Annotated in this window: 25 protein-coding genes; 13 read left to right on the forward strand and 12 right to left on the reverse strand. The window is 38.4% G+C overall.

From position 1 onward, the window contains the following. The first annotated feature begins 1 nt into the window (after nt 1). The 9 genes from L0B53_RS12255 to L0B53_RS12295 all read left to right on the forward strand — a co-directional run bounded on the left by L0B53_RS12255 (nt 2) and on the right by L0B53_RS12295 (nt 10132). Nucleotides 2-1600 (forward strand): ABC transporter substrate-binding protein, encoded by a 1599-nt coding sequence (locus L0B53_RS12255; protein ID WP_235059895.1) that lies wholly within the window; start codon nt 2-4, stop codon nt 1598-1600. Further along, nucleotides 1600-2676, forward strand: coding sequence for an ABC transporter permease (locus tag L0B53_RS12260; RefSeq protein WP_235059896.1), 1077 nt, complete (start codon nt 1600-1602; stop codon nt 2674-2676). The genes L0B53_RS12255 and L0B53_RS12260 overlap by 1 nt, the downstream gene beginning before the upstream one ends. Next, nucleotides 2673-3596: an ABC transporter permease gene (locus tag L0B53_RS12265; protein ID WP_235059897.1), complete on the forward strand. Its 924-nt coding sequence runs from the start codon at nt 2673-2675 to the stop codon at nt 3594-3596. The genes L0B53_RS12260 and L0B53_RS12265 overlap by 4 nt, the downstream gene beginning before the upstream one ends. Nucleotides 3597-3605: 9 nt before the next feature. Then, the gene (locus L0B53_RS12270) at nt 3606-4442 is read left to right on the forward strand and encodes an ABC transporter ATP-binding protein (protein ID WP_235059898.1); all 837 of its coding nucleotides are present in this window, start codon (nt 3606-3608) and stop codon (nt 4440-4442) included. Next, entirely contained in the window at nt 4439-5188 is a 750-nt protein-coding gene (locus L0B53_RS12275; protein ID WP_235059899.1) for an ABC transporter ATP-binding protein, read from the forward strand. Before L0B53_RS12270 ends, L0B53_RS12275 begins: the two co-directional genes overlap by 4 nt. Before the next feature lie 106 nt (nt 5189-5294). Further along, the gene (locus tag L0B53_RS12280) at nt 5295-6644 is read left to right on the forward strand and encodes a glycosyltransferase family 4 protein (protein WP_235059900.1); all 1350 of its coding nucleotides are present in this window, start codon (nt 5295-5297) and stop codon (nt 6642-6644) included. 203 nt (nt 6645-6847) lie between these two features. Next, nucleotides 6848-7327: a Spy/CpxP family protein refolding chaperone gene (locus L0B53_RS12285; protein WP_235059901.1), complete on the forward strand. Its 480-nt coding sequence runs from the start codon at nt 6848-6850 to the stop codon at nt 7325-7327. Nucleotides 7328-7718: 391 nt separating this feature from the next. Continuing rightward, entirely contained in the window at nt 7719-8945 is a 1227-nt protein-coding gene (pepT, locus tag L0B53_RS12290; protein WP_235059902.1) for a peptidase T, read from the forward strand. Next, the gene (locus L0B53_RS12295) at nt 8945-10132 is read left to right on the forward strand and encodes a nitrate/nitrite transporter (protein ID WP_235059903.1); all 1188 of its coding nucleotides are present in this window, start codon (nt 8945-8947) and stop codon (nt 10130-10132) included. Before pepT ends, L0B53_RS12295 begins: the two co-directional genes overlap by 1 nt. A gap of 319 nt (nt 10133-10451) precedes the next feature. Here the strand turns inward: L0B53_RS12295 and L0B53_RS12300 are convergent, their stop codons facing one another. After that, nucleotides 10452-13217, reverse strand: coding sequence for an ExeM/NucH family extracellular endonuclease (locus L0B53_RS12300; RefSeq protein WP_235059904.1), 2766 nt, complete (start codon nt 13215-13217; stop codon nt 10452-10454). A 209-nt stretch (nt 13218-13426) separates the two neighbouring features. On the opposite strand from L0B53_RS12300, the gene L0B53_RS12305 reads away from it, so the two are divergent. The 4 genes from L0B53_RS12305 (at nt 13427) to L0B53_RS12320 (ending at nt 17129) form a co-directional block, all read left to right on the forward strand. Further along, the gene (locus L0B53_RS12305; protein ID WP_235059905.1) at nt 13427-14119 is read left to right on the forward strand and encodes an SDR family oxidoreductase; all 693 of its coding nucleotides are present in this window, start codon (nt 13427-13429) and stop codon (nt 14117-14119) included. Between the two features lie 152 nt (nt 14120-14271). Further along, the gene (locus L0B53_RS12310) at nt 14272-15255 is read left to right on the forward strand and encodes a sialic acid TRAP transporter substrate-binding protein SiaP (RefSeq protein ID WP_235059906.1); all 984 of its coding nucleotides are present in this window, start codon (nt 14272-14274) and stop codon (nt 15253-15255) included. Between the two features lie 108 nt (nt 15256-15363). Further along, nucleotides 15364-15849, forward strand: a complete 486-nt coding sequence (locus tag L0B53_RS12315; protein ID WP_235059907.1) for a TRAP transporter small permease — start codon at nt 15364-15366, stop codon at nt 15847-15849. Beyond that, nucleotides 15846-17129 carry a TRAP transporter large permease gene (locus L0B53_RS12320; protein ID WP_235059908.1) on the forward strand — a complete coding sequence of 428 codons (1284 nt, stop codon included), beginning with the start codon at nt 15846-15848 and terminating at the stop codon, nt 17127-17129. The genes L0B53_RS12315 and L0B53_RS12320 overlap by 4 nt, the downstream gene beginning before the upstream one ends. A 251-nt stretch (nt 17130-17380) precedes the next feature. Here L0B53_RS12320 and L0B53_RS12325 read toward each other — a convergent pair whose 3' ends face one another. From L0B53_RS12325 to L0B53_RS12375, 11 genes are all read right to left on the reverse strand, one after another. Continuing rightward, a complete protein-coding gene (locus tag L0B53_RS12325; RefSeq protein WP_235059909.1) occupies nt 17381-19165 on the reverse strand; it encodes a TRAP transporter fused permease subunit in 1785 nt (594 codons plus the stop codon). A 291-nt stretch (nt 19166-19456) separates the two neighbouring features. Beyond that, nucleotides 19457-20413, reverse strand: a complete 957-nt coding sequence (locus L0B53_RS12330) for a TAXI family TRAP transporter solute-binding subunit (RefSeq protein WP_235059910.1) — start codon at nt 20411-20413, stop codon at nt 19457-19459. A 271-nt stretch (nt 20414-20684) separates the two neighbouring features. Continuing rightward, entirely contained in the window at nt 20685-21320 is a 636-nt protein-coding gene (gene ureG / locus L0B53_RS12335) for an urease accessory protein UreG (RefSeq protein WP_235059911.1), read from the reverse strand. Nucleotides 21321-21364: 44 nt separating this feature from the next. Continuing rightward, entirely contained in the window at nt 21365-22063 is a 699-nt protein-coding gene (locus tag L0B53_RS12340; RefSeq protein WP_235059912.1) for an urease accessory protein UreF, read from the reverse strand. Nucleotides 22064-22075: 12 nt separating this feature from the next. Beyond that, the gene (locus L0B53_RS12345; protein WP_235059913.1) at nt 22076-22507 is read right to left on the reverse strand and encodes a HupE/UreJ family protein; all 432 of its coding nucleotides are present in this window, start codon (nt 22505-22507) and stop codon (nt 22076-22078) included. After that, nucleotides 22507-22647, reverse strand: coding sequence for a hypothetical protein (locus L0B53_RS12350; RefSeq protein ID WP_235059914.1), 141 nt, complete (start codon nt 22645-22647; stop codon nt 22507-22509). Before L0B53_RS12350 ends, L0B53_RS12345 begins: the two co-directional genes overlap by 1 nt. A gap of 87 nt (nt 22648-22734) precedes the next feature. Then, nucleotides 22735-23184 carry an urease accessory protein UreE gene (gene ureE / locus L0B53_RS12355; protein ID WP_235059915.1) on the reverse strand — a complete coding sequence of 150 codons (450 nt, stop codon included), beginning with the start codon at nt 23182-23184 and terminating at the stop codon, nt 22735-22737. Nucleotides 23185-23228: 44 nt separating this feature from the next. Continuing rightward, entirely contained in the window at nt 23229-24932 is a 1704-nt protein-coding gene (ureC, locus tag L0B53_RS12360) for an urease subunit alpha (RefSeq protein WP_235059916.1), read from the reverse strand. A 33-nt stretch (nt 24933-24965) separates the two neighbouring features. Further along, entirely contained in the window at nt 24966-25301 is a 336-nt protein-coding gene (locus L0B53_RS12365) for an urease subunit beta (protein WP_235059917.1), read from the reverse strand. A 9-nt stretch (nt 25302-25310) separates the two neighbouring features. Beyond that, nucleotides 25311-25613, reverse strand: coding sequence for an urease subunit gamma (gene ureA, locus L0B53_RS12370; protein WP_235059918.1), 303 nt, complete (start codon nt 25611-25613; stop codon nt 25311-25313). A 118-nt stretch (nt 25614-25731) separates the two neighbouring features. Beyond that, nucleotides 25732-26679, reverse strand: a complete 948-nt coding sequence (locus L0B53_RS12375; protein WP_409202807.1) for an urease accessory protein UreD — start codon at nt 26677-26679, stop codon at nt 25732-25734. Nucleotides 26680-26817: the final 138 nt, after the last annotated feature.

The raw sequence follows: 26817 nt of genomic DNA on the forward strand, positions 1-26817 counted from the left end.
GATGATGAATTCAAATAAATGGGTAAAAAAATCGATAGTTTTGGGTTTAGCGCTTTCAACGATTGCCATAAATACAGCGACGGCAAAGACACCAGCATCGACGTTGGTTGTCGCTAAAAATATTGATGATTTAGTCTCCCTTGATCCTGCTCAGATCTATGAGTTTACAGGGGGAGAGCTAGCAAACAATATTTATGACCAATTGGTTGAGTATACGGCAAAAGATTCAGAGACGTTAGTGAGCAGTATTGCATCATCATGGACAGTGGATCCTAAGACTCACTCAATTACCTTTCATTTAGATCAGGGCGCAACATTCGCATCAGGAAATGATGTCACTGCGGATGATGTTATTTACTCTTTTCATCGTGTTCTACAACTCAATAAAACACCCGCATACGTGATTAAGCAGTTGGGCTGGACATCTGAAAACTTTGATAGCAAAGTAAAAAAAGTCGATGACGATACATTACAGGTCTTCTATAAAGAAGGAACATCTCCAGACTTTACACTTAATGCCTTAACGGCGACAGCGGCTTCTATTGTCGATAGTCAAGAAGTGAAACGTCATGATAAAAATGGTGATTACGGTAACGCTTGGTTAAATAAACATAGTGCGGGTTCAGGACCTTTTGCATTACGTATTTGGAAACCTAATAATACAGTTGTATTAACTCAAAATAAAAATTGGTGGGAGGGTGAACAAGTACTTAAGCAAGTTGTTTATCGTCATATTGCTGAACCAACAACTCAGCGAATTATGCTAGAAAAAGGAGATATTGACATTGCGCGTGGCTTGGGGCCAGACCAAATCCAAGCGATTAAAGAGAACCGTGATATTCAAGTGAATACCTACCCACAAGCAGCGGTTTATTTTTTCTCTTTTAATGTGAAAAATGAAAAATTTAATGATCCTAAGTTATGGAAAGCCGTGAAATATCTTATTGACTATCAAGGAATGACCGATTCATTTCTGAAAGATCAATTTAAGGTGCACCAAGCATTTTGGCCAAGCGGTATGCCTGGTGCCTTGAATGAAAACCTTTATTCTCTTGATGTTGAAAAAGCAAAAGCAATATTAAAAGAGGCAAACCAAGAAGGTTTAACTCTTTCAATGGATTACATTAATGGCGAACCGTTCAATAGTATGGCTCAGTCTATTCAAGCGACATTTGCACAAGCGGGGATTCAATTAAACTTGGTTCCTGGCACGGGTAATCAAGTTATCACTAAATACCGCGCACGTACCCATGAGTCTATTTTACTGTATTGGGCACCTGATTTTATTGATCCACACTCAAATGCTAAATCATTCGCATATAATGCGGATAATAATGATTCAGCTTATGTTTCTACGACAACATGGAGAAATGGCTGGCAAGATACCGCGCTTAACGCAAAAGTTGAAGCCGCTCTACAAGAGAGTAATCGTGAAACTCGTTTAGCGATGTATCGTGACTTACAAAAAGAGGTGATGGACAATTCACCGTTCTCTATTATGTTCCAAAATCAAGAACAATCAGCATTACGCAATAATGTTCAAGGTTATGAGCAAGGAACAAATAACCATCAAATCTACTACCATAATGTGAGTAAATAATGTCAAGTATTGCTTCTAGTGCGATAAGTACGAAAAGCAGTACAGGCTTGGTAAAACGCATGATCCCCTTTAGCTGGGGGATCGTTAAACAGCTAACTACTGTTGCAGTTACCATCCTTGCATTGCTTGCGGTTACTTTCTTTATTGGTCGTATCATGCCAATTGATCCGGTTGTTGCGGTTGTTGGTGATCGTGCAACCCCCGAAGTTTATGCGCAAGTGCGCGCGCAATTAGGCTTAGATCAACCACTATGGACACAATTTTCTCTTTATTTAAAAGATATCTTTAATGGTGATTTGGGCTTTTCTCAAAGTACAGGTAACCCTGTCTTTGATGATATAAAAGAATTTTTTCCTGCCACTCTAGAACTTGCAACGTTAGGAATGATTGTTGGCACATTGTTAGGCATTCCTTTGGGGATCTTCGCTGCATTAAAACGTGGTCAATGGCAAGATAACTTTATTCGAGTCTTCTCTTTAATTGGGTATTCCACACCAGTTTTTTGGTTGGGCTTGATTGGACTATTTATTTTCTATGCCCAATTAGACTGGGTTGCCGGTCCTGGACGATTAGATATTGGTTATGATTTTTTAGTTGAACCAGTGACTGGTTTGATTTTAATTGACTCTGCAATGGTTGGTGAGTGGGAGGTCTTTTTTAATGCGGTTGCTCACTTAATATTACCGGTGACGTTATTAGGGTACTTTTCTATGGCATATATTGGCAGAATGACTCGTTCTCTGATGTTGGATGAACTTGAGAAAGAGTATGTCGTTACTGCAAAAGTGAAAGGGGTGAGTACGTGGAATATTATTACGAAGCACTGCTTACGTAATATTCGAGTTCCGCTAATTACGATCTTAGCGTTGTCATATGCCAGTCTACTTGAAGGGGCTGTTTTAACAGAAACCGTCTTTGCATGGCCAGGATTGGGCGCTTATATAACAAGTGCATTATTTTCTGCTGATATGCCTGCGGTTTTAGGTGGAACATTAGTGGTTGGTGTCTGTTTTGTGACATTAAATCTGCTTGCTGAATTAGCTTATCCATTACTAGATCCGAGGGTAAAGCGATGAATACTCGAGTCTCTGAACTACAAAAAAATAAACCTAACTTAAAAATGTGGTTATTAGATGATAGTCCAACTAGCCAGTGGCAAGCGCAATGTTCTAGTGTTTACCGTATTTGGTTGTCACTTGCGAGTAATCCATTAACTGTTATTGGGTTGCTATTTATTTTGTTGTTACTGATTATGGCTATTTTTGCACCATTGATCGCGACACATTCACCAATCGAAACACATCTAGCTGCTCGATTATTGCCTCCTTCATGGGATAACTGGTTAGGTACTGATCATCTTGGTCGTGATATTTTTAGCCGCTTAATCTATGGTAGCCAAGTTACGGTACTCATTGTCTTTTTAGTCACAATCACGACAGCGCCTTTTGGGATGTTAGTTGGGGTCGTTGCTGGCTATTTCGGTGGTTGGGTTGAAGTGTTGCTTATGCGAATTACTGATATCTTTTTAGCTTTTCCTAAGTTAGTTATGGCCTTAGCTTTTGTGGCGATTATGGAACCAGGATTATGGAGTATGGTGATGGCTATCTCTTTAACTGCCTGGTCACCTTATGCACGAGTTGCTCGAGCTGAAGCGTTGACTTGCCGTCGTTCTGATTATATTCAGGCGGCAATTCTTTCTGGTGCGAGTACACCAAGAATATTATTGAAACATATTGTTCCTATGTGTTCGACCTCTGTGATCATTCGTGTCACGTTAGATATGGCGGGTATCATCTTAGTTGCCTCTGGCTTAGGCTTCTTAGGGTTGGGTATTGCACCGCCGACACCAGAGTGGGGAGCAATGATTGCAGAAGGGCGTTCTTTTCTTATTGATCAATGGTGGGTTGCGACAATTCCTGGTATTGCGATTTTACTTGTTAGTCTCGCATTTAATTTATTAGGTGATGGCTTGCGCGATGCGTTAGAAGGGAAATAAGGAATAGTTATGTCTTTACTAGAAATTAAAAATTTAACGGTGACGTTTCCAACCAATAAAGGGCCGATTGATGTTGTAAAAAAATTCAACTTAAAAATGGGTCGTGAAAAAATTGGTATTGTTGGTGAGTCGGGCTCTGGTAAATCGATGACAGCACGCGCTCTGCTTGGGTTAATTCGGCAACCAGGTAAAGTAAGTGCGGATAAGCTTGAGCTTGATGGACAATCCTTACTTAATTTATCCGATAAAGGGTGGCGCGGTATTCGTGGTCAAGGGATCTCGATGATCATGCAGGATCCAAAGTATTCATTAAACCCTGTTATGACCATTAAACAGCAGATGTTAGAAACATGGATGTTACACCACAAAGGCAAGAAGAAAGAAGGACTAGCCGCAATTATTTCGAGCCTTACTGATGTTGCTATCCGAGATCATGAACGTGTATTAAGTTCTTATCCACATCAGTTATCAGGTGGTATGGGACAACGAATTATGATTGCAATGATGTTGATGTCAGAGCCTAAGATTTTGATAGCAGATGAAGCAACGTCTGCCTTAGATGTGACTGTTCAGCGACAGATTTTGGGAATCTTAGAAAGAAATGTCCAACAGCATAATTCTGGACTGATCTTGATTAGTCATGATCTTCCGATGGTTGCAGATTTTTGCGATAGAATTATCGTCATGTATCGAGGAAATATTGTTGAAGTATTAGATGCTGGTGAGCTGAAAAATGCAAAGCATCCTTATACTCAAGGGTTATTATCATGTTTACCTTCTTATGATAATCGTCATCAGGTTTTACCGACGTTACAGCGTAATCCTAGCTGGGAGAAAGTATCATGATTAACCTTGAAAATGTGAGCATCTTTTGGGGAGACTTTCTAGCGGTAAAAAACCTCAATATGAAAGTTAACCAAGGACAATGTGTCGGGTTAGTTGGTGAATCTGGTTCAGGTAAGTCAACCATTTTGCAAATGCTTACTGGAATCAACAATCAATGGCAAGGTAAAACTCATTTAGTAGAGTCACCCTTAAAACCATTCACAAAATACCCTAAAGTGTTGCGTAAGAACATTCAAATGGTATTTCAAGACCCTTATGCATCTTTACATCCAAAGCATACGATAAATCAAGCATTGACTGAGGTTGCGATGATTCATGAGCTGGATAATATCTCTGAACGGGTAGGGCAAGTTTTAGAGGATGTTGGGCTAGAGGCGAAATTTCGTTATCGATACCCACATCAATTATCAGGTGGACAGAGACAGCGTGTGGCCATTGCTCGTGCCTTGTTACCTTCACCAAAACTATTGTTACTTGATGAGCCGACATCTGCATTAGATGCATCTGTTCAAGCTGAGGTTCTTAATCTCTTAAAAAAACTACAAAAAGATCTAAATTTGACCTATTTAATGGTCACTCATGATATTGATGTCGTTAATTGGATGTGTGATGATGTTTATGTTTTATCTAATGGACAACTAGAAGAACAAACAACTGTCGAGGCGCTGAACTCTGGGCAAGTAACATCGACTTATACTGAGAAGCTATTAGAAGCAACACATGGCTCACACATGTTGGTCTTGTAGCCTAGCCTGTTTTTAATCACAGCCATTTTCATTTCATTAGAAACGAGGATCCTTGCTGGCTTATTATTCCTCGTTTCTTGAATAATAAGCCAGTAAGGAGCCATCAATGAAAATACTATTAGCCCATTATCGAGTTGGAGAAACAGATGGTGTCTCTCTTGAGATGGATAAGTGGAAATCGGTACTTGAAAACCAAGGCCATGAAGCCTTTTATCTTGCAGGTTCAGCAGGAAGTGTGGATGCAAATTGTATTGAAGCATTAAGGTATGATAATGGACTGAATGCAAAAATCACCCAAGATGCATTTATTGAGCCGACCTACTTTGATAATGCCACACAATTAGTTCATGCGATTGAGCAACAAGCAAAAGATATTGAAAAGGAAGCGATAAAAATAATTAAGGATAAGCAGATTGATCTGATTATTCCGAATAATATATTTGCGGTTGGCCATAGTTTATCTGCTGCAATTGGACTTGAGAATGCAATTCAAAAAACCGGTGTTCGAGTTATACATCATCATCATGATTTTCATTGGGAACGAGAAAAGTTTGCTAGCTCAGTTTATCCTGAAATCCAAGAGATTTTAGATCAATATTTTCCCCCTAAACGAGTAACAGACAAGCATTGTGTCATTAATCAATTAGCCGCCGATTCTTTAAAGAAAAAGATGAACATCGAGTCGTTAGTTATCCCAAATGTATTTGATTTTGAAAATAATCACTGGGTTGTAGATGATTATAACCACGATTTTAGAGCGCAATTTGGCATAAAAGAATCTGATATTGTCTTTTTACAAGCGACGAGAATAGTGGCTAGAAAAGGGATTGAGCTTGCTATTGATCTCATTGCCCAGTTACAAAATGAACAACAAAAAGAGGTAACTTCTTGGGTTGGTAAGGTGCTTTATAATAAAAAAATGATAACTTCGGAGAGTCAAATTGTCTTACTACTTGTGGGTATGAATGAAGATAATGAGTACTTTTTAAAATTAAAAAATAAAGCCAAAAAATCAAACGTTAAATTGTTGGCGATTAATCAATGTATTAAGCATAGTCGTGAAGTGACTAACGGGAAAAAACATTACTCTCTCTGGGATGCTTATGTTCATGCTGATATCGTGACATATCCTAGCTGGTTAGAAGGATGGGGTAATCAATTTTTAGAAGGAATCGTAGCAAAAGTTCCTCAAGTCGTTTATCGATATCCCGTTTTTGAATCGGATATTAAACCGTTTGGGTTTAATATTATCGATTTAGGGTGTGAATTCATTTGGGATGAACAGGGGTTAGCAACAGTTACAAAAAGAAATATTGAATTAGCCGCAAAAGAGACTCAAAGATATCTATTTGATGGCGAATTTAGACGTCAGTCAATGGATGAAAATTTTATTATAGGTAAAAAAAACTTATCGTATTCTGCGCTAGGAACGTTATTAGCGACCTTGGTTCATTGATTAATAGTGAATAATTAAGGCTAAAAAAATCTTGAAGATGTTAATCATTAATCAGATACACTGAAATGACTATACCCTTCTTACTTGAAGTTGCTAGGTTGCTGGCTGTAATCATTACATTTCTTTACGGTTGCAGCACATTCATTTACAGAGTAACGGCTATAATTGTATTACAAATTCGAACCGACCGTAACTAGGATATAATGATGAAAAAGTTAAATAAAATATTGCTTTCTACACTTGTATTACCATTGGCTTTAAGTTCAACGTCAGCACTTGCTGACCATCATTCTGGTGATCAAAAGTCTTATCAAGGTTGTCATCACGATGGTGGTCAACATCATAAGTTTAATAAAAAAACCTTTAAACAGTTAAACTTAACTGACGCTCAAAAAGTTCAGATGAAAGAGTTAAGAAAGTCATTTAAAGAAGAATTGAAAGTCGCGAAGAAAGATAATAAAGCGGTAAGAAAAGCTGATCGTCAACAATTAAGAACATTAATTGAAGCGAAAACCTTTGATCAAGCTGCTGTAACCGAGTTAATGAATAAAATCTCCCATCAGCAGATTGATAAGAAAGTGGCTTTTGCCAAGTTACGTCACCAAATGTATAACGTCTTAACACCTGAGCAGCAAGCGTCACTAAAAGAGATGCAAGCGAAAAAGATGGAAGCTCATCAGTAATTAAATATTTATGTTCAATTAATATAATAGTTAGTTACTGTTATATCTTTGATACTTGAACCTGCTAGGTTGTTGGTTGCACTCACTTCCCATCTATTAGCAGCGTCAATGACTTTAGATATAAATAAAAAACCTCTAGCCCGATCCAAGACGATTAGGCTAGAGGTTTTTTTATGCGTGTTGGTTAGATAATATTAAATCAATTACTTATTACTGTAGTGATAAGTTAACTTGGTCAGGAAAGGTTTGTTTTGTAATCTTATAGGGTGAAGTGTATATATTATCCGAATGTAATTTTACATTTTTGCAAGCTGCTTGGTGTGATCAATATCACATTAATAGGTTGTGGACCTCAATAAAATAATCCGAAATAATTAGTAGGATACCTATAATGAGTTATGTAGATAAAAAAGAGATTCTAGCAACATTTCTTGAATATACAAAAATCAATACAACAGCAGTAGCGGCATCAACACACTTACCTAGCTGCTCAAATCAACGAGATTTAGCCTTACATGTTATCAATCAGCTCGACGGCAAAGATGGAATTACAACAGAAATATTAGATAACGCCATTACTACCATTACTTTAAAGCCAAATGACATTGAAATGCCAAGCATTGTCTTTTTTGCTCATTTAGATACAGCGGCAGATCATACTGGAGATACAAAAGCTCAGATTATATCAAATTATCAAGGTGGTAATGTTGCATTAATTAATTCTAATGATGTGATTTATGAATCTGAATTAGCCAATTATACTGGTGACGATATCATTATTACAGATGGAACAAGCCTATTAGGCGCTGATGATAAAGCGGCTATTGCCTCTGCTGTAGAAGCTGTGAAATTTATGATTGCAACACCATCATTTAAACATGGTGAAATTAAAATTGTTCTTCTTCCTGATGAAGAGATTGGTATTCGTGGAGCTAAGGCTTTAGATGTCGATAAATTAAATGCAGATTTTGGTATTTGTCTTGATTGTTGTGCAATTGGTGAATATGTCTTTGAAAACTGGTATGCAGGAGATGCTAAAGTTGAATTTAATGGTGCGACAGCTCACCCGATGTCAGCAAAGAACAAATTAGTCAACTCACTTGTTATTGCGAATGAATTCTTTAATCTGCTTCCAGCACAAGAAAGACCTGAACATACAGAGGATCGTGAAGGGTATTTTTGGTGTCAAAATCTATCCGGAGATACGGCATTAACGACGTTAAATATTGCTATTAGAGATTTTGAATTAGAAGGCTACAAAAGTCGAAAATTATTATTGCAAGAGATAACTTCTCTGCTTCAGTTTAAATATGGTGAAGATCGTATTAAATTAACGCTTTCAGATACCTATTCTAATGTCAAAGAAGGCTTAGATAAAAACCCTCAAATAATTTCAAGTGTCCAACAAGCGATGAATAATCTTGGGATTACACCAACACCACTTTTAATGCGTGGCGGATATGATGGAAGTGTAATTACACCAAATGGTTTGCCAACGATAAATATTTTTACAGGCGCACACAATTTCCACTCAACTAAAGAGTTTTTACCCGTGTCATCGTTGAAATCAGCGGCAGATATGTTGATTGAAATGACTAAGCTAAGTGGAGAAAAGTAATGAATAAGTGGACGATTGAGTTTGTTCTCTATGCAGTGTACATGATTTTTGGTGCAGCATGGGCAACAACAGGTTCTGTTATGCCAGAAATTATGGCTGATTTTCATGTTAATGTTTCTGACGCAGCATTAATGTCTAATGTTATTTTATGGGCCAAAATAGTTGGGTCTGTATGTACTGCTGTTTTAACCGCTAAGCTAGGCACCAAAAAATCTTATTTACTTGGTTGTATTCTGATTGGCATTTCAGTCTTTATTCCATTAACTAATAATTTTGAATTACTTTTAGTTATTCGATTCCTTGGTGGTTTGGGTGGTGCGATCTGTTTAGTTTCATTAGTTCCAACAGTGGCTCGTTTCTTTAATCAAAAAGACGCTTCTTCATTAAATAGTATCAATTGTACATCAAATATCATCGGTACTATTATTGCTTTAACTCTAGCAGGTTATTTATCTACTCAGTTGGGAGGCTGGAAAAACTTGCTAGCGTTATATGGCTTGTTAACTCTTGCTCTTGGTATTATTTGGCTTTTTGCATTTAAAGATAATGAACAAGAGACAACGAATAAAGTTAAGTTATCATCAGAAGAAAAAAGAGAAGTAATTAAACAAGCTATTTTTAATCGAGTTGTTTGGGGAATGATTATTCAATATATTGGTGCAATGATCATGATGATCTTCATGTTTACTTTCTTGCCATTGTATTATGCAAAGTATGCAAATCTTCCGCAAGACTCGTATGCGCATTTGAGTGGGACATTTAACCAAGTGGGTATCATGCTAGGAGCTTTTGTTGGCCCAATATTTAAGCAAAAAGGTTTTCATTATAAGGGTTGGTTATTTAAAACGAGTATCTTCATGGCAGTAACAACATTCATCATGTTGTTTGCTAAAAATGACATCCTTATTCTGAGTTGTTCATTCTTAACTGGATTGGTGTTTGCAACGTGGTTTGCTTTTATCTTCTCTTTACCAAAAGAGTGTATTAAAAATGCAGATACCAAGGTAATTACTTACACTATGTCTGTTTTTTGGTTTTGTACTTTTCTTTTTGCAACCATAAATAGTCAACTTATTGCTTGGTCAATTGATAATAGTGGCAGCTTTACTATGGGCTTCTCTTATGTGTTCGCTCTTATGGTTATCTCACCAATACTTGCTATTATTATTTTCCCAAAAGAAAAGTAATAATACCCTTTATACTTGAAGTCCTAGGTTGTTGGTTGTATTGATTCGCCCCAATTATAGAGTACACCTATACTCATGGGGCCTAAAACTTGCCGCCTACTAGCAACGTCAATTAATTTAGGTATAGATATTAAAGTTCTTCATTAATGAAGCGATTTGGGGAATTATTGTAAAGCAGTTACATTGAGTGAATAGGTTTAGGCAGGGTACATCATGTAAATTCACCACACTTTCTTATGTTTATTCGCTTTGAAAAAGACGATAGGTAAGAAAATGTGGTGAGATATTGTTTAAGTCTTATTGGTGATTATCGTGTTCTTTAACCCTTCTTTCGACGTAAAAACCCTAAACCTAATAATGTTAGTAAAGCACCGAAACCGAAAGAGCCACCGCTGCCATCATTTTCATTAACAACGACTTTCGGTGTTAATGAATCAGGTTTAACGACATTGATATTGAGTGAGACTTCAGAGCCTTCAATTTTGCTACCATCAGAGCTATTGACCGCGTAGATAGAAACATCATTGTCACCTGTCGGTAGACCTTGAGCTTCTAGTTGTAAAAAGGTGACGTTAGATTCTGTAATCGGTGTTGTTGGAACGACACTCTCATCATCTAATCGATCAAATTTCATCATCACTTTATCACCAACATTTAACTCAACCCCAGTTGGAACATTGTAAGGAATTTTAACAATATCCGAGCTCACTGGCAGCACAATATCGTTGTTATTTTCTGTTTCTGCATATTGATATTGTAGTGTAATCATCGCTGGATCGTGATCAGATGAACGGAATGCATCATCATGATAGAACTGATAAACACCATTGTCGTAATCCGTTGTGTAATCACCATCAATACCATTGCCTTTATACTCGGTATTGTAATCAAGCAATGGGGATTCAGATGAGTTAATATGCCAATCCGCAGCATCTAATAAACGATTTTCCAATGATGGAGTAATCAAGAGATGATCAAGTGAACCAATTTCATCGTTATATGAGTAACTCCAAGTAATATCACCCTCGTTAGCAAGATGTTCTATCGCATTAATATAACCATAACTTGATTGTACCGTTGCACCTGTATCGCCATATTTTTCAATATGATGAATAAAAGTGTTACGTGAAGTTGTTAAGGTTTTATTGGTTGGGTTATCGGTTAATACCAACATTGGATCTTCATAAGCATACGCATTGAAATCACCCAGTAAAATGCGATCATCACCGAGTTTTTCCATCTCATCGGCAAGTTGAACCGCAGCGGCAACACGGAAGTTTTCACAACTCCCTTGCTTATCTGTATCCGTTGGATCTTCATCCCAAGTTTCATTGTCTGAGAAATCAGTATCTTGCCAATCTTCCCAACAGGTAGAACCTTTCGATTTAAAATGGTTAACTGCAATGGTTAAGTATTTACCGGTCGAGTTGACGATAAATTCTGCGGCAACGCTGTCTCGCATGTAGTTATCACCGCTTTCAAGGACATTATCATCGCTATCTTTTACGACCTGATTATTGCTGTTTACTATCGTCGGGGCGTGTTGTTGTGGCATCGGAATAATATGACTATTTTTAATTGTCACTTTCGCTGGGCGATATAAGATACCTGAAGTGATCACGTCCGTTCCAATGGCATCTTCATTGTCTAAAATAGCATTACCATTGGTGTCAAAGCCGATGAATACATAGCGTTTACTTACCGCATCACTGTCTTCTTGACTGTCAGCGTCACTTTCGTCATAAGCGATATTTAATGAATCAACTAACTGAGCAATAGAGCCTTGTTCTCCAAAGCCATTATTTTCAATCTCCATTAAACCAATAATATCGGCATCTAAACCATGAATTGCAGCGGTAATTTTGGCTAATTGACGTTGATATTCAAAATCGCTATTGGCACCACGATCATTACCTTGCAGGTTGGCGTCACCACCAAATGGCGAGTTAAATAGGTTTAATACATTCTGTGTTGCAACCTTAATCACAAATTTATTATCTGCAGTTGGGTCACTATTAATCTCTGGCGCTGATGTACGTGGTGTATTTTTAATGACATTGTTAGTATCAATATAATAAGCCTCATCATTAGGTACATATAGACGATAGTCACCGTAAGCTAAACTAATAACACCTTGTAACCCGACGATACTGTCATTAATTCGAATGGCATTTTCTGTGGCACCCACATACCCTGAATTTTGTGGGTTAAAGGAAGGGTAGTAATCAATCATATCGGCTTCTGTGTTGCTATTATCGGCAAAAATGATCAATCTAAAATCATCATTCTCATCCATTGCTGCAAATGCTTGATCACTACCAGCGACGAATCGCTGATTTGGTTGAACATTGGGTCGTTTATAAGCGAGCGACATATTTTCACTGAAGTTATCAAAATCAAACATATATGGTCGTGATACACGCATGTCTTGATCGCCATCTTCAGATGGGTTGATATCTTCTGGCAATTTAACCAACATACCATCATAACGCTGCAGCATGGTAGAGAAAGAGCCGTTATCAGAGGTTAACATTTCTAGATCAACTGCTGCTGCTGGCTCGTTACCGGCTGAATCAATAGTGACAGAAGTAACAGATGTTAATTGAGTCATTCCGTAAGACTCTTTAACAATACCTTCAACTGTGACGAAATCTCCAGCTTCGACTGCTTCATTTGATTCTACGAATAAGCCATCAGAGCTCAGTGGATCATTATCATTATCATAAAGATAAAACCCTTTTACTTTACTGGTAAAGACTGCGCTTACTTGTGCTGTAACAGAAATTGTTTCACCATTAAGATCTGAACCACTCCCATCATTACCTTGAATTTCAGAAATAGTTGCTGGTGTTGCGGGAATCGGCGCATCAGCTAAATCAGGACGACCTAAACCATCGATGTTGCCATCAGGTAGGACTTCCCAATCTCCTGAGTTAAATGTACTGCTTTGAATCGAGGTACGTCTTTCTTTACCATAGAAATCCTGAATATCACCATTTTCGCCTTTATAAAGGGTAAAAGCGCTACTGTTTGCAGTAAAAAAGAGAGACGAAATGGCCAAAGCAACTATTTTTTTAGTTGGCATATGTAATCCTTTATTATTGTTTACATAACTGATAATTTTCAATAAAAATGACCCTAAGTATATAAAAAGGATGAATATGCAATAACTTGATTAGATCTGAAAAATGATCCCGATTACAAGATAATAATTTAAAGTTTGGTAATTACGATAGGGATCAACTATTTTAGATACTAAATTATGATTTTACTTTAAATGAAAAAGGCAGTTAGATGAGTCAAAATATTTTAATTACAGGTGCTAACCGTGGGATCGGATTCGAATTTGTAAAACAGTACCTTTATCAACAAGATAGAATAATTGCTTGCTGTCGTCACCCTGAGTCGGCGATTGAACTACAAGAGTTGTCAAAACAACACCCAAATCGTATAGAGATCATTGAACTCGATGTCAGTAATATCTCCCAGATAAATCAATTGTCTGAAAATTTAGGTGAACGTACATTAGATTTAGTGATCTGTAATGCAGGGATGTATGGGCCAAAAGGCATTCCTCTAGGAGAAATCACTGATGAAGGTTTTCAAGAGGTGATGTCTATTAATGTATTAGCCCCGTTATTATTGATTCAAGCTTTAAAGCCTAAATTAACCACCAACAGTAAAGTTGCGATTATCTCGTCAATCATGGGCTCGATGGCTAAAAATCAAGCCGGTGGAGAATATATTTACCGAGCTTCAAAAGCAGCAGTAAACTCTATTGGTACCGGTTTATCATTAGATTTAGCGGGCGATGGTGTCGCTGTTATGATGCTACATCCTGGCTGGGTAAAAACAGACATGGGTGGAGATCGCGCCGATATCACCGTCAATGAGTCTGTTACTGGATTAAAAAAAGTCATTACTGAGTTTAAATTTTCTCAATCGGGTGAATTTAGAAATTATGATGGGGCGCTGTTGCCGTGGTAGGTGATTAATTGGATATTGTTTAAGCAAAGATCAATTAAATTCATAAATATGAGTTCATATTCCCAAATATAAGAAATAATAGTAGGAGTGCAATACAAATAAAATTACAATATTGAACTTTATATTTCAAATGAGTTTTAACAGGGTTAAGGATGTTTAAAAAGATAAAAAAGGCTGTTACAGCAATCGCTTTGGTGACAATATTTGCTGCAAATGCTCAAGCACAAACATTAATCTTTTCTGATGAAGGTGTACCTAACGATCCTCATATTAAAGGAATGCAAGTCTTTGGGGATGAATTAGCTAAACTGACTGATGGGGATATGGATGTTAAAGTTTATCACTCTGCTCAGCTAATGAATAAAATTAGTGCATTGACGGCAATCCGTCGTGGGCGTGGTGTTGATATTATTTACACCAGTCCAACTTGGCTTTCTGAGTATGTTCCTTATATGTCCATGTTTGCGTCTTCTTATCTTTTTAATGATTACGAGCATATGACGAAAGTATTAAATGGTCCGATTGGTCAGCAAATCTTTGATGATATTGCCGCTAAAACCGGTATTCGTCCATTGGCTGCTTTTTACTATGGTACTCGTCAGCTAAACCTACGTTCGGATCAAAAAATTGACACGCCTGCGGATCTGCAAGGTGTAAAATTGCGTATGCCTAATTCGAAGTCTTGGATGGAGATGGCGAAGTCTCTGGGTGCAAATCCAACACCATTAGCGTTTCCAGAGGTCTATATGGGGCTAAAAACCGGGGCGATTGATGGTCAAGATAACCCATTACCAACCGATAAAAATGCCAAGTTTTACGAAGTCACTCAATCTATCGTATTAACCGATCATTTTATTGACCCATTTTTCCCTTCAATGAATGAAAGAAAATGGCAAGCCCTGTCTGATGAGAAGAAAGCTGCGATCCTTTCTGCTTTAGAAATCGCAAGAAAATATGTTGATAACGAAGTCTTAACGCAAGAGAAAGAATTAGTCGATTTCTTTAAGTCTCAAGGTTTGAGTGTTTATGCGCCAAACAAAGCGGCTTTTATTGACTATGCCCGTGACTATTATAAAAACTCTCCATCTTCTAAAGATTGGAATATGGCGCTATATGACCAAATTACGGCAAAGTAATCCCTAGGTTATTTTAATCACGCGCTATTCAATTAATATCTAAAGTAACTAACCCTAGTAACTCCGCCTATCTATTGTTGGTAGGGTTGGTCTTTTTCTGAGAATCTAATGTTTCTGAATGCCCTTTTAAAGAAAAGTCTAAACATCATAGAAGTCTATATTCCTTCTGTCGCGTTTATTATTCTGTTTATTACCTTTATTATCCAAATTTTTTATCGCTACTTTATCGGACAGCCTTTAATTTGGCCGATGGAAGTGACGCTTATTTGTTTTCTTGTCATTACTTTGTTGGGAGCATGTTACGCGCTGAGAGATAAAGATCATGTGGTCTTTAGCTCCTTATATGATGGCTATTCTCCTCGATGGCAATGGGTATCTAAAATCGCGGGTAATTTAATGATGATTATCGCGTTTGGGGTGTCATTATCGCCAACTTATGAGTTTATCAGTTTTATGGACTTTCAAAAAACCACGGCTTTAAGCATTCGGTTTGACTATATCTACATGACTTACATGGTGTTTGCAATTATTGTGATTGGCCGTTTAAGCTATAACACCTATCAATTGATTTTTAACAAGGAAGCCCAATCATGACCATCGGATTGATGACATTTCTTATCTGCTTTGGCTTGATTTTTATTTTAAGGTTGCCGATTTCTCTTGGAATGATCACGGCAACACTGTTCTATCTATTGGCCGCTGGTTTAGATGTTTCAATGGCAGCGGATCAAATTCTCTCAAATCTAATGTCGCAATATCTATTAATTGCGGTTCCTCTGTTTGTTTTTACCGCTAAAATTATGAATAGCGGTGTAGTGACGGAGAAAATATTTGATTTTGCTTCAGCATTAATTGGTAAGCGACGGGGTGGAATGGGGCACGTCAATGTTTTAGCTTCGATTATCTTTTCTGGCATGACGGGGTCGGCAGTCGCTGATGCATCGGGTCTTGGCGCCATGGAAATTAAAGCGATGAGAAAAGCCGGCTATGATGATGGCTTTAGTTGTGCGATTACGGCAGCATCTTCGACGATTGGACCTATCTTTCCGCCAAGCATTCCTATGATCCTCTATGCGATGCTCTCCGGTGCATCGATTGGTCAGCTATTTATTGGTGGCATGATCCCGGGAATTTTATTGGGTATCGCCATGATGATTTATATCAGTTATATCTCAAAAAAGCGCAATTACCCTTTAGGTAAATCTTATACTTTGCAACAATTTTTGCAGATGACATGGAGCGCATTGCCTGCACTGTTTACTGTGGTTGTGTTGTTAGGTGGCATTTATAGTGGAATTGTCACCCCAACAGAAGCGGCTGCATTGGCGGCTTTCTATGCCTTATTGATTTCATTTTTTGTTTATCGTTGTCTGTCGTTAAAAGCGCTGTGGTTGATTGTTCAAGATACAGTAAAAACCACGGGGATCTTGATGAGTATTGTTGCTGCGGCTTATGCATTCTCATATGTCGTGGCAATGGAAAATATTCCTGCATTAGTCGGTGAGCACCTGTTAACTATCACAGATAACCCCTTTTTATTGTTGCTATTAATTAACCTTGTCTTTCTGGTATTGGGGATGTTTTTAGATACCACGGTGATTTTATTGGTCTTTATTCCGATGGTCTTGCCCGTTGTCGATGGTATGGGGATTGATTTAGTTCATTTTGGTGTGATGGTGGTGATGAATATGATGATTGGTTTATCGACGCCACCCTTTGGTATGCTGTTATTTGTAGTTTCAGGAATATCAAAAACGAAATTGAATGTGATAATTAAAGAAATATTCCCGATGTTTATTGCCATGTTAATTGTGCTGTTTATGGTGACGTATATTCCACAGCTAACACTTTTTCTACCTAGTTTACTAGGGTAGGGTTTAAAGGTAAGAGCATATTATTTTTAATATGCTCTCATTTTTATCGAAGGGTAAGATAATGTGTAATAATAGATAGTATTGTATTATGACGCTATCTTATATTTTCTTTCTGGCCGTCCAATATACCCTTCATACTTGAAGTCGCTAGGTTGTTGGCTGTATTCGTTCGCCCCATCATATAGACGATCTATACTTATGAGGCTTCGTTTACTTGCCGCCTACTCGTACTCCAATTACTTTAGCTATATTTAACTCAAACTCCCAACAGGTAGCATAAATATCACTAATCCACCAATAAGTAGGGCTGCAAGTGGACGCCATTTACTTGGATTATTCCCCGTTAAGGCATAGCTGATTAACCAAAGACCTACACCAATCTTGATTGCGGCAATCAGCGCAAAAAATGGCTCTGTCGTTAATTTGATCAGTGAAGGGTTTGCGACCATGGCAAGTGGCACAATGTACAACCCTAATCCTAACCTCATTGCTCGCATTGCAACTTGTAACCAAGGGGCATTAGCCATACTCGATGCGATAAAGACCGTCCCACAAACAGGTGGGGTAATGGTTGAAAGTAAAGCATACCAAAAGACAAAAAGATGCGAATAGAGTGGAGGTAATCCCAATGTCTCAAGCGCAGGACCTGCCACTGAAATGCAGATTGCATAGGCAGCGGTTGTCGGAACTTCCATCCCTAAAATTAAACAAGCAAGTGCAGTCAGCAGTAAGGCAATCCATAAGTTTCCGCCTGAAAAAGAGAGAATCATTGAGGTAATTTTAACCCCAAGCCCTGTCAGATTGAGAACGCCAATAATTAAGCCAGCGCAGATAATAATTGAAGCGACGGTACTTATCTGTTTTGCGGAGTTAATAATAGCTTGTTGGTACTTCTCTAAAATATTTTCAAATGAGTCTAAACCATTGCGATTTGCGATTAGCATTACCGCTGTGACAGCAATGGCTGCAGTTGCACCTACTTGAGCGGTATAAGTCGTACAAAATAGAATGACTAATAGCGTGGCAAATGGCAAGAAGAAGAAGCTTGAAAGACGAAAGACGAGGTACCAAGTTGGTAGTTGATCTTTGGCAATCCCTTTTAGATTATAACGTTTAGCAAAGTGGTCAACACCGACCCAAGTACAGAAGAAAAACAGCAGGGCTGGTAAGATTGCCGCTTCCATTATTTCGACGTAACTAACACGTAACAGTTCAACCATTAAAAATGCGCCAGCTCCCATTAAAGGTGGCATGATTTGTCCACCTGTAGAGGCAACCGCTTCGACTGCGGCAGCAAAAGAGGGCGGATAACCCAATCGCTTCATTGCTGGTAACGTAATTGCACCTGTAGAGGCAACATTGGCAGAGGCAGAACCTGAGATTGACCCAAAAAATGCTGAAGATAATATCGAGACTTTCGCTGAGCCTGCTCGATATTTTCCAGCTAATTTGACAGCAAGATTCATAAAGGCATTGCCACCTTCACCTGCACTCACAAAGGCACCTAAAATAATAAAGACAGAGATAACGCTGACACTAATGCCTGTTAATGATCCCCAAAGTCCACCTTCTGTAATGACTAGCGTCCCTAGAAAGGTGTCTAATGGAATGCCAGCGTGAGAAAACTGGCTCGGTAACAAGTCACCAAATAAGCCATAAGCAATGCAGATAGCCGCAACTAAAGGGAGGGCTAATTTTACCTGTCTTCTTGCCATCTCAAGGACAATAAGAATTAAACCTACTCCCCAGAAGTATTGTGCTTCAGTTTCTAATGATCCGTATTGATCGAGGAGATCTTCATGGGAGTATGCAATCCAAAAACATATAGCTACGCCGATAAAGGTTAATAATGTGCCACTAATCGCTTGAAATCGGCTCTTTTTACCTATAATAAAGACCCAAGGTAACGCTAGAGCTAAATGGAGTGGGCGTGTAACAAGGTTTGGGTAGAGGCTAGAAAAGACTAACCATAAATGAAATGCAACCGAAACGATTGCCAACAGTAATATGGTACCGTGAGATATTTTTTTATTCATATTATTTTTTATTATTCAGATATTAATAGAAAGGAATAGAGTGAGTTGATATCTGACTCTATTCCTTGACGCTGATGACTTGAATTGTGTCTTGCTCTAACTGACTGTAAATTAAAACCAATTACAACCTTCATGCTTGAGGTTACTAGGTTGTTGGCTGCACTTATTCGCCCCCCATCATAGAGTACACCTATACTCATGGAGCCTCACTCACTTGCCGTTGACTAGCAACTCCAATTATTTTAGGTATAGTTAAAAAGCATCAGATGAAACGTTCAAGTTAAAAAGTAACTACTTTAAATTTTCAGGAAGTGCGATGTTTTGCTCTTGATAGTAGCGTTTTGCACCAGGATGAAGTGGACCGGCTAGATCTTTTAGGTTTTTCACTTGAACACCCTGCCACCAAGGAGACATACCTGCCATCTCTTCACGAGACTGCCAAAATGCTTTTGTTAGTTGATAAGCAGTTTCATCACTCATGCTCTTTAAGGTATACGTACCAACAGGAAGCGAGATAGTTTGAACTGGGTAATCAACCCCTTTATAAGTGTTCGCTGGGATAGTAACCGGAGTACCTTTTACTTTTGCTAATTCACTATCAGACAAACTAATTAAGTTAATCGGTAATGAACTTGCCACTTCAATAACATTTGGCGCGGGGTAAGAGCTAGAGGTAGCAAAACCTGATACTTTGCCATTTTTAAGCGCGGTAACGGCACCATTCAACTCGACTTGTAACGCATTGACTTCTTTATCAAGTTCTAGTGCTTTTAATACATCTTCAGTTTTACGAGCGGCGTAGTTACCACGGCCAATAATAAAGTCTTTACCTTTAAGATCGCTGAAGTCTCTTGCTTCAGACTCTTTACTGACGACCCAGTGCATCGTAAGTGCAGGAATAGGGTAGAGTGCGCGAATATCATCGTATTTCTCTTTCTTACTTGCTCTGAATGGTTTCTTGCTGGCACGAGCATTATCAATTAGAGCGGGTGGAGAGGTGAAAATATAATTTGGACGATTTTTACTCGCCTCTTTTACATTTTGCACTGAACCTTGGCTCTCTTCGACGGTAATAATCATGCCATCATCAGTCGCTTTTTTTACACCTTCAGCCACTTGAACAGCCATTTGATAGTAAGAGCTGGTGGATTTAGCGGCTTTATAAGTGACTTTTGTCATTTCTTCGGAGAATACAGATGTAGAGGTTGTTGCAAGTAGACCTACTATTGCGAGGGATATTTTGTTCATTATTATAATTCCATTTACTTAAATCGTACAAAAAAGTGTCGATTTATCCTTTATCTATTGTTATTAATAATTTAAAGAAAATTTAAAAATAAGTACAGATATTTTCACTAAATGGAGAGATTAATGGAGATAATAATTTTACTGGTGATCATTTGTTAATCGATTTTTTCGGGCGGCGCAGAGTGTTATGCTGATTTGAGCCAGTTAGCCATAACACTCTGTTGAATCGAATTCTATTGTTAATGAAAAATATGAAATAAAAAAATCAGCGTTAAACTGTTTCTTCTTCATTAAGAGTCAGCATGCCTTCCGTGATAATAAAATCAATAATCACATCTAAGCCTTTACTCTCTTTTAAGTTAGTAAAAACAAATGGCTTGGTTGGACGCATTCGCTGAGTATCTTGCTCCATAACTTCTAATGAGGCACCGACATAAGGTGCTAAGTCGATTTTATTGATAACTAGAAGGTCAGAACGAGTAATACCGGGTCCACCTTTACGTGGGATTTTTTCACCTTCCGCAACATCAATGACATAGATAGTCAGATCAGCTAATTCAGGGCTGAATGTCGCACTTAGATTGTCACCGCCACTTTCGACAAAAACAACATCTAAATTTTTATGACGTTGAGCAAGCTCTTCAACAGCGGCTAAATTCATAGATGCATCTTCTCGAATTGCAGTATGAGGACAGCCCCCAGTTTCAACACCAATAATACGGTCAGCATCTAAAGCTTCTGCGCGGGTTAATATTTTTGCATCTTCTTGAGTATAGATATCATTGGTGACGACGGCGATATTTAATTTATCTCGAATCGCTTTACAAAGTACTTCAAGTAGTGCTGTTTTTCCTGAACCCACAGGACCGCCAATGCCGATACGAAGTGGCTGCTTGTAATTATCCATAAGTTATTAATCCTTTCTTTGATCGTTGTATTTTTAATTTTGAATTAGGAGCGAAATAGACGGGTATACTGGGTCTCATGAAGCGAGCTTGCCAGCGCGAGTGATGGAGTAAAACTGCCAATCATCCAATCTTCTAATTGCTCTGATTTTTTTATAATATCTGGGAAGTATCCCGTTAAATTTAATAGAGCTAATTGACCATCCGTTTGTCCTAATGGAACTAATTTAACGCCTGCCGTAACAATGTTTTCTAACCAACTCCAAAGATAACCTTCTTTTAAATCGGTTAAGGGGATCCCCCAATGATGCGCAGCAATAACAAACCCTAATAATTGGTTTGGTTTTGCAGTTAGTGGTTGGCCTAACGAAATGTCAATATCTAACCGTTTTAATAGGGTATTTAATGCCGTTCCTCGTTGAACTTCTTCTGCCCTTAATTCGCTGGTTTCCCTACTGGTATAGAGAAAACTAGCCCATTGATCAATGGTGTTGAGATCTCGATCTTCGACGGCCTGATAAAAACGGTCTAGAATCGGTAGCTCTAATGTTGCAAGACTATGTAACGCCATGTAATGCAACCATTGTTCCATTGATACTCGATCTTTTACCCATTCAGCTTCCACCGCATACTCTAAACCTTGAGAGTAGGTAAAGCTGCCAATAGGCAAAGCAGGGCTAATTAGCTGAAAAAGGCGATAATTAGCGATGGAAGAGTTAGGTAAATGAGTTTTAGTCTGATCCATCACATTATTCCATTAAGCTGTTAGCATCAAGAAAGCCGTGAGTGATGAAACAGTAATAGGTAACCACTTACTGTAAACTGTCTCTTTTAACCAACAACCTAAACCGATTAACAGAGTAGCACTGATTAACATTCCAAAACCAAAGACAGAAACACCATGGGTAGCTTCAACACCGTGAGCGTAACCGTGGAAAAAAAGCATGCTAAACGTGGTGATTAACATTACGCCTTTAAAACTTTCATGTGTTGAGAAGCAATACCAAAGTGCGATGCTAACGACGAGAAGAGAAACGAGAATTGCAGGTTCAGTGACGGAGCTAAAACCAAATATTTGTCCACTAATCAAACCGATTAATAGAGAGAAAATACCTAATCCAGCAACGGCGATACGTTTTTTAGTTGAAGGAAGTGCAACCATGATTAATACGCCAAAAGCAACCAGCATCAGTAAGTGGTCAATCCCAGTGATTGGGTGAAGTAAACCAGAAAAAAAGAGTGATTTTCATGGCCCGCATGAGCTAACGCTAATGAAGGTGTCATTAATGTAGTTAATGTGGTTAATAGTGTGAATAGTTTAGTTTTCATTACAAATTCCTTATGTAAAGCGAAAGATAGATTTACCTTAATATTTGAAATTATGAAGGTAAATCCTAAGTAAAAAATAAATCAATATTAATGATGGTGGTGACCGCTAGAACGTCCACCATATGCACCATCTTCGGGCTCAAAAGGTTGTTCTTCAGTGGTAACGATGCCGCCCAATCCTTCAACCATATCATCCAATACATGGTCATGTTGATAACGAACCCATCCTGATGCAACTTGTAGTGGAACATGGCGATTACCAAGATGGTAAGCAATACGCGTTAATAATAAAGTGTCATCACAATAAATCGTTGAAACAGTCTCAGGTGCGGCTTTAATTTCAATAATCTCACCACACTCACTTGTTAGTTGCTGTCCATCTCGAAGAGTATGTCCTCGAGGAAGAAATAAACCCGCATCACGTCCATCGTCTAACACAACTTTTAATCGACTTTTAATTCGGCTATTGATCGGTAACCTTAAAGTTCCGTGACAATCTGATTGATGAGTAGCATTTATTGTTGTTAATTTTATCATGAGGGTGTTCTCAATTTCCTTTGAGTAAAAAACTGTTTATGTCATTAAAATAGAAAATAACGTTGTGCCATCGGTAAGACTTCTGCCGGTTCACAGCTTAATGTCTGACCATCGGCTGTCACTTGATAAGTTTGTGAATCAACTTCAATTTTCGGCATCCAATCATTTAATTTCATGTCTGATTTACTGATGTTTCGACAATTTGATACAACACCGATTAAACTTTTTAGGTCAAGCTGTTGATCTATTTTTTGTTTCTTTGCCTCTTTAGAGATAAAGAGCATTGATGTGTTTTGACAAGCCTTCCCTGAACTCCCAAACATTGAACGATAATGAACGGGTTGAGGCGTAGGGATTGAGGCATTAGGATCGCCCATTGGTGCCATTGCAATCATACCGCCTTTTAAAATAACACTTGGCTTAACACCAAAAAATGCGGGCTTCCAAAGAACTAAATCTGCCAATTTTCCTTTTTCTATGGAACCAATCTCATGAGCCATACCGTGTGTAATGGCTGGATTGATCGTGTACTTGGCAATATAACGACGAAGACGGAAATTATCACTGTACTCTGAATCTTCAGGTAAATGACCACGTTGAACTTTCATTTTATGAGCTGTTTGCCATGTGCGAGTAATCACTTCACCGACACGCCCCATTGCTTGTGAGTCTGACGCAATCATAGAAAAAGCGCCTAGGTCGTGAAGAATATCTTCAGCGGCAATGGTCTCGCGACGGATTCGTGATTCCGCAAAAGCAACATCTTCAGCAATAGAGGGAGATAAATGATGACAAACCATCAACATATCAAGATGTTCATCAACGGTATTAACAGTATAAGGGCGAGTCGGATTTGTCGAAGAAGGTAAGATGTTTTTTTCACCTGCGGCTCGAATAATATCAGGCGCATGGCCACCACCTGCACCTTCAGTATGATAAGTATGAATAACACGATCACCAATGGCATTAAGTGTTGATTCTACAAAGCCGGATTCATTCAATGTATCAGTATGGATCGCAACTTGAACATCCATCTGATCGGCTACGGTTAGGCAGGTATCAATTGATGCTGGTGTTGTTCCCCAGTCTTCATGTAGTTTTAACCCAACCGCACCCGCTGCAACTTGTTCAATTAATCCTTCTGGATGGCTAGCATTACCTTTACCTAATAAGCCAAAATTCATTGGAAACTCATCAAGTGCTTCTAACATTCGGTGCATATTCCATGGGCCAGGTGTACAAGTTGTTGCATTTGTTCCGGTATTAGGCCCTGTACCACCGCCAATCATGGTCGTTACACCGGAGGATAACGCTTCTTCAATTTGTTGTGGGCAGATAAAATGAATATGAGAATCAACCCCTCCAGCCGTTAAAATTGAACCTTCACCAGCTAAAATCTCTGTACCTGGACCAATAATAATATCAACATCAGGTTGAACATCTGGATTCCCTGCCTTACCTAAGGCGTGTATTCGACCATCTTTAACGGCGACATCTGCCTTTACAACTCCCCAATAATCTAAAACAATCGCATTGGTGATCACCAAGTCTGGTGTTTCGCTGCTGGGTCTTTGACTTTGACCCATCCCATCACGAATTACTTTTCCGCCACCAAATTTCACTTCATCGCCATAAGTGGTGTAATCTTTTTCCACTTCTAACCATAACTCTGTATCTGCAAGTCGAACTCGATCACCAACCGTAGGACCGAACATTTCAGCGTAGGCTTTTCTAGATATCTTTGACATTTATCATTCCTTTTTAGTCATCACGGTAAGACGTTACAATTTGCCCATTACTTTGCCTTGAAAACCGTAGACTTCTAGCTTTCCTGAATAGCTAACTAATTCGATGGTTCTTGATTGTCCGGGTTCAAAACGGGTTGCAGTGCCTGCCGGAATGTTAAGGCGATAGCCCCGAGTGAGTTCTCTATCAAAGATCAGGAAAGGATTTACTTCATAAAAATGGTAATGAGAACCAATCTGTATTGGTCGATCTCCGGTATTTTTAACTGAGATTGAGCGTGTTTCTCTTCCTTCATTTAACTCGATGTCACCGGCGGCGGTTTCTACTTGTCCGGGGATCAGTCCGGTAAATGATCGATTATTATTACTCATCACTTTTCCTTAAACGATGGGGTCATGGATCGTGACAAGTTTTGTGCCATCAACAAAAGTCGCTTCTACTTGAATGTCAGGAATCATTGATGGAATTCCTTCCATTACATCATCGATACTTAAGAGGGTGCGACCAAAATCCATTAATTCAGAAACACTTTTCCCTTCTCTTGCTCCTTCCAATACCGCACTGCTAATAAATGCAATGGTTTCTGGATAATTGAGTTTGATGCCACGCTCTTTTCGTTGTTGAGCCAACATGCCAGCGCAAAATATCAGTAATTTGTCTTTTTCTCTTGGCGTTAATTCCATTTAACTAATCCTTTGATTGTTCTTTTGGATCTGAGATAGCTATTTATATTTAATATGCTGATTAATCGGTTTAATCAATTTGCATATGATTTAGCCACTGGTTAAAAAGTGACGGAAATTATGTTAACCAAATTCTTGGTATTTCAGGCCTCTCTTCTGTGTGAGCTTGTTTTACGTGCTGCCAAATATGAGTGAAAGCCATTAAAATATCCTCACTCCACTCAGCCAATGCTCTGATCACTATCAATTTATCAATTTGAGTCACACCAAGAATCATTGTCCTATTCATTTCTTTTAATGATAGGTTTTTTTGTTTCATAAATAAGATTTTAACTTGATTAAGCAAGTCTTGTACCAGTTCTAAATCTCCTTGATCTTTTGATGTGAAATAGAGGCTTGCAGACATAGGTTTATTCAATAAACCATTTTTTATCATTGAGTTATCGCCACCGGTAAAGCTTAAGCTTTCAGTTAAAACCGTTTCTTTTTCAATAACGATCTTAGTCCGACCATATATTTGACCTGCATTAAAGCACTCATTTTGTGCAGGGCGTCCAAAACAGTGCATTTCCCAGCCCCAAAATAGTGCGTCTTTTTCAAGAATGATGTCTGTTTCAAGGTAGCTATGGGCATCAGGAAAGAAAATATTCTCTTGTGGGAACCACTCTAATTGGGCACCTTTTTTCACATAAATGGTTTGTTTCTGTTTGGCATAGCGTTGTTGAGAGCGATAAAATTTAGTTGCGCCAGGAGTCGTCACTAAAACTTCGGCATTTTCATCAATGGTGATATTAATATTTAAACTATCGCCACCCACAACCCCGCCAGGTGGGTGAAGGAGGTAGATATGACATTTTTTACCATCAGGGTAGAGGGGGCGCTGTATCGCTAAAGGACCTGATTGTGATCTATGTTTTAAAACAGTTTTATCACCTCTATCAGTAAAAGAAAGTTGAAGGTCTGCTTTCCAACCTTTTCGTGTATCTTGTTCAATAGAGTGATTAATTGACGCGGATGTTGGTTTTGACAGCGCTTCCATTTGCTGACTCATAAAAATACCTCCCAAGCGTTATTGATGGGTTAATTGATTCATAAGTAAATTTAAGCAATTGTAATGCCAATAATTTTTAGTGAAGGGAAAGGCGAGAGGAAGTGTTAAATAAAAGAGAGGCTAAGTGAACAAGCCTCTCTAGCTCTTAATTTC

The sequence above is a fragment of the Vibrio sp. SS-MA-C1-2 genome (assembly GCF_021513135.1).
In the GTDB taxonomy this organism is placed as follows: domain Bacteria; phylum Pseudomonadota; class Gammaproteobacteria; order Enterobacterales; family Vibrionaceae.

Bases quoted from the DNA above. Each gene is read 5' to 3' on its own strand.
- L0B53_RS12255 (WP_235059895.1), top strand. From the start codon at position 2: ATGATGAATTCAAATAAATGGGTAAAAAAATCGATAGTTTTGGGTTTA.
- L0B53_RS12260 (WP_235059896.1), top strand. From the start codon at position 1,600: ATGTCAAGTATTGCTTCTAGTGCGATAAGTACGAAAAGCAGTACAGGC.
- L0B53_RS12265 (WP_235059897.1), top strand. From the start codon at position 2,673: ATGAATACTCGAGTCTCTGAACTACAAAAAAATAAACCTAACTTAAAA.
- L0B53_RS12270 (WP_235059898.1), top strand. From the start codon at position 3,606: ATGTCTTTACTAGAAATTAAAAATTTAACGGTGACGTTTCCAACCAAT.
- L0B53_RS12275 (WP_235059899.1), top strand. From the start codon at position 4,439: ATGATTAACCTTGAAAATGTGAGCATCTTTTGGGGAGACTTTCTAGCG.
- L0B53_RS12280 (WP_235059900.1), top strand. From the start codon at position 5,295: ATGAAAATACTATTAGCCCATTATCGAGTTGGAGAAACAGATGGTGTC.
- L0B53_RS12285 (WP_235059901.1), top strand. From the start codon at position 6,848: ATGATGAAAAAGTTAAATAAAATATTGCTTTCTACACTTGTATTACCA.
- pepT (WP_235059902.1), top strand. From the start codon at position 7,719: ATGAGTTATGTAGATAAAAAAGAGATTCTAGCAACATTTCTTGAATAT.
- L0B53_RS12295 (WP_235059903.1), top strand. From the start codon at position 8,945: ATGAATAAGTGGACGATTGAGTTTGTTCTCTATGCAGTGTACATGATT.
- L0B53_RS12300 (WP_235059904.1), bottom strand. From the start codon at position 13,217: ATGCCAACTAAAAAAATAGTTGCTTTGGCCATTTCGTCTCTCTTTTTT.
- L0B53_RS12305 (WP_235059905.1), top strand. From the start codon at position 13,427: ATGAGTCAAAATATTTTAATTACAGGTGCTAACCGTGGGATCGGATTC.
- L0B53_RS12310 (WP_235059906.1), top strand. From the start codon at position 14,272: ATGTTTAAAAAGATAAAAAAGGCTGTTACAGCAATCGCTTTGGTGACA.
- L0B53_RS12315 (WP_235059907.1), top strand. From the start codon at position 15,364: ATGTTTCTGAATGCCCTTTTAAAGAAAAGTCTAAACATCATAGAAGTC.
- L0B53_RS12320 (WP_235059908.1), top strand. From the start codon at position 15,846: ATGACCATCGGATTGATGACATTTCTTATCTGCTTTGGCTTGATTTTT.
- L0B53_RS12325 (WP_235059909.1), bottom strand. From the start codon at position 19,165: ATGAATAAAAAAATATCTCACGGTACCATATTACTGTTGGCAATCGTT.
- L0B53_RS12330 (WP_235059910.1), bottom strand. From the start codon at position 20,413: ATGAACAAAATATCCCTCGCAATAGTAGGTCTACTTGCAACAACCTCT.
- ureG (WP_235059911.1), bottom strand. From the start codon at position 21,320: ATGGATAATTACAAGCAGCCACTTCGTATCGGCATTGGCGGTCCTGTG.
- L0B53_RS12340 (WP_235059912.1), bottom strand. From the start codon at position 22,063: ATGGATCAGACTAAAACTCATTTACCTAACTCTTCCATCGCTAATTAT.
- L0B53_RS12345 (WP_235059913.1), bottom strand. From the start codon at position 22,507: ATGCTGGTTGCTTTTGGCGTATTAATCATGGTTGCACTTCCTTCAACT.
- L0B53_RS12350 (WP_235059914.1), bottom strand. From the start codon at position 22,647: ATGAAAACTAAACTATTCACACTATTAACCACATTAACTACATTAATG.
- ureE (WP_235059915.1), bottom strand. From the start codon at position 23,184: ATGATAAAATTAACAACAATAAATGCTACTCATCAATCAGATTGTCAC.
- ureC (WP_235059916.1), bottom strand. From the start codon at position 24,932: ATGTCAAAGATATCTAGAAAAGCCTACGCTGAAATGTTCGGTCCTACG.
- L0B53_RS12365 (WP_235059917.1), bottom strand. From the start codon at position 25,301: ATGAGTAATAATAATCGATCATTTACCGGACTGATCCCCGGACAAGTA.
- ureA (WP_235059918.1), bottom strand. From the start codon at position 25,613: ATGGAATTAACGCCAAGAGAAAAAGACAAATTACTGATATTTTGCGCT.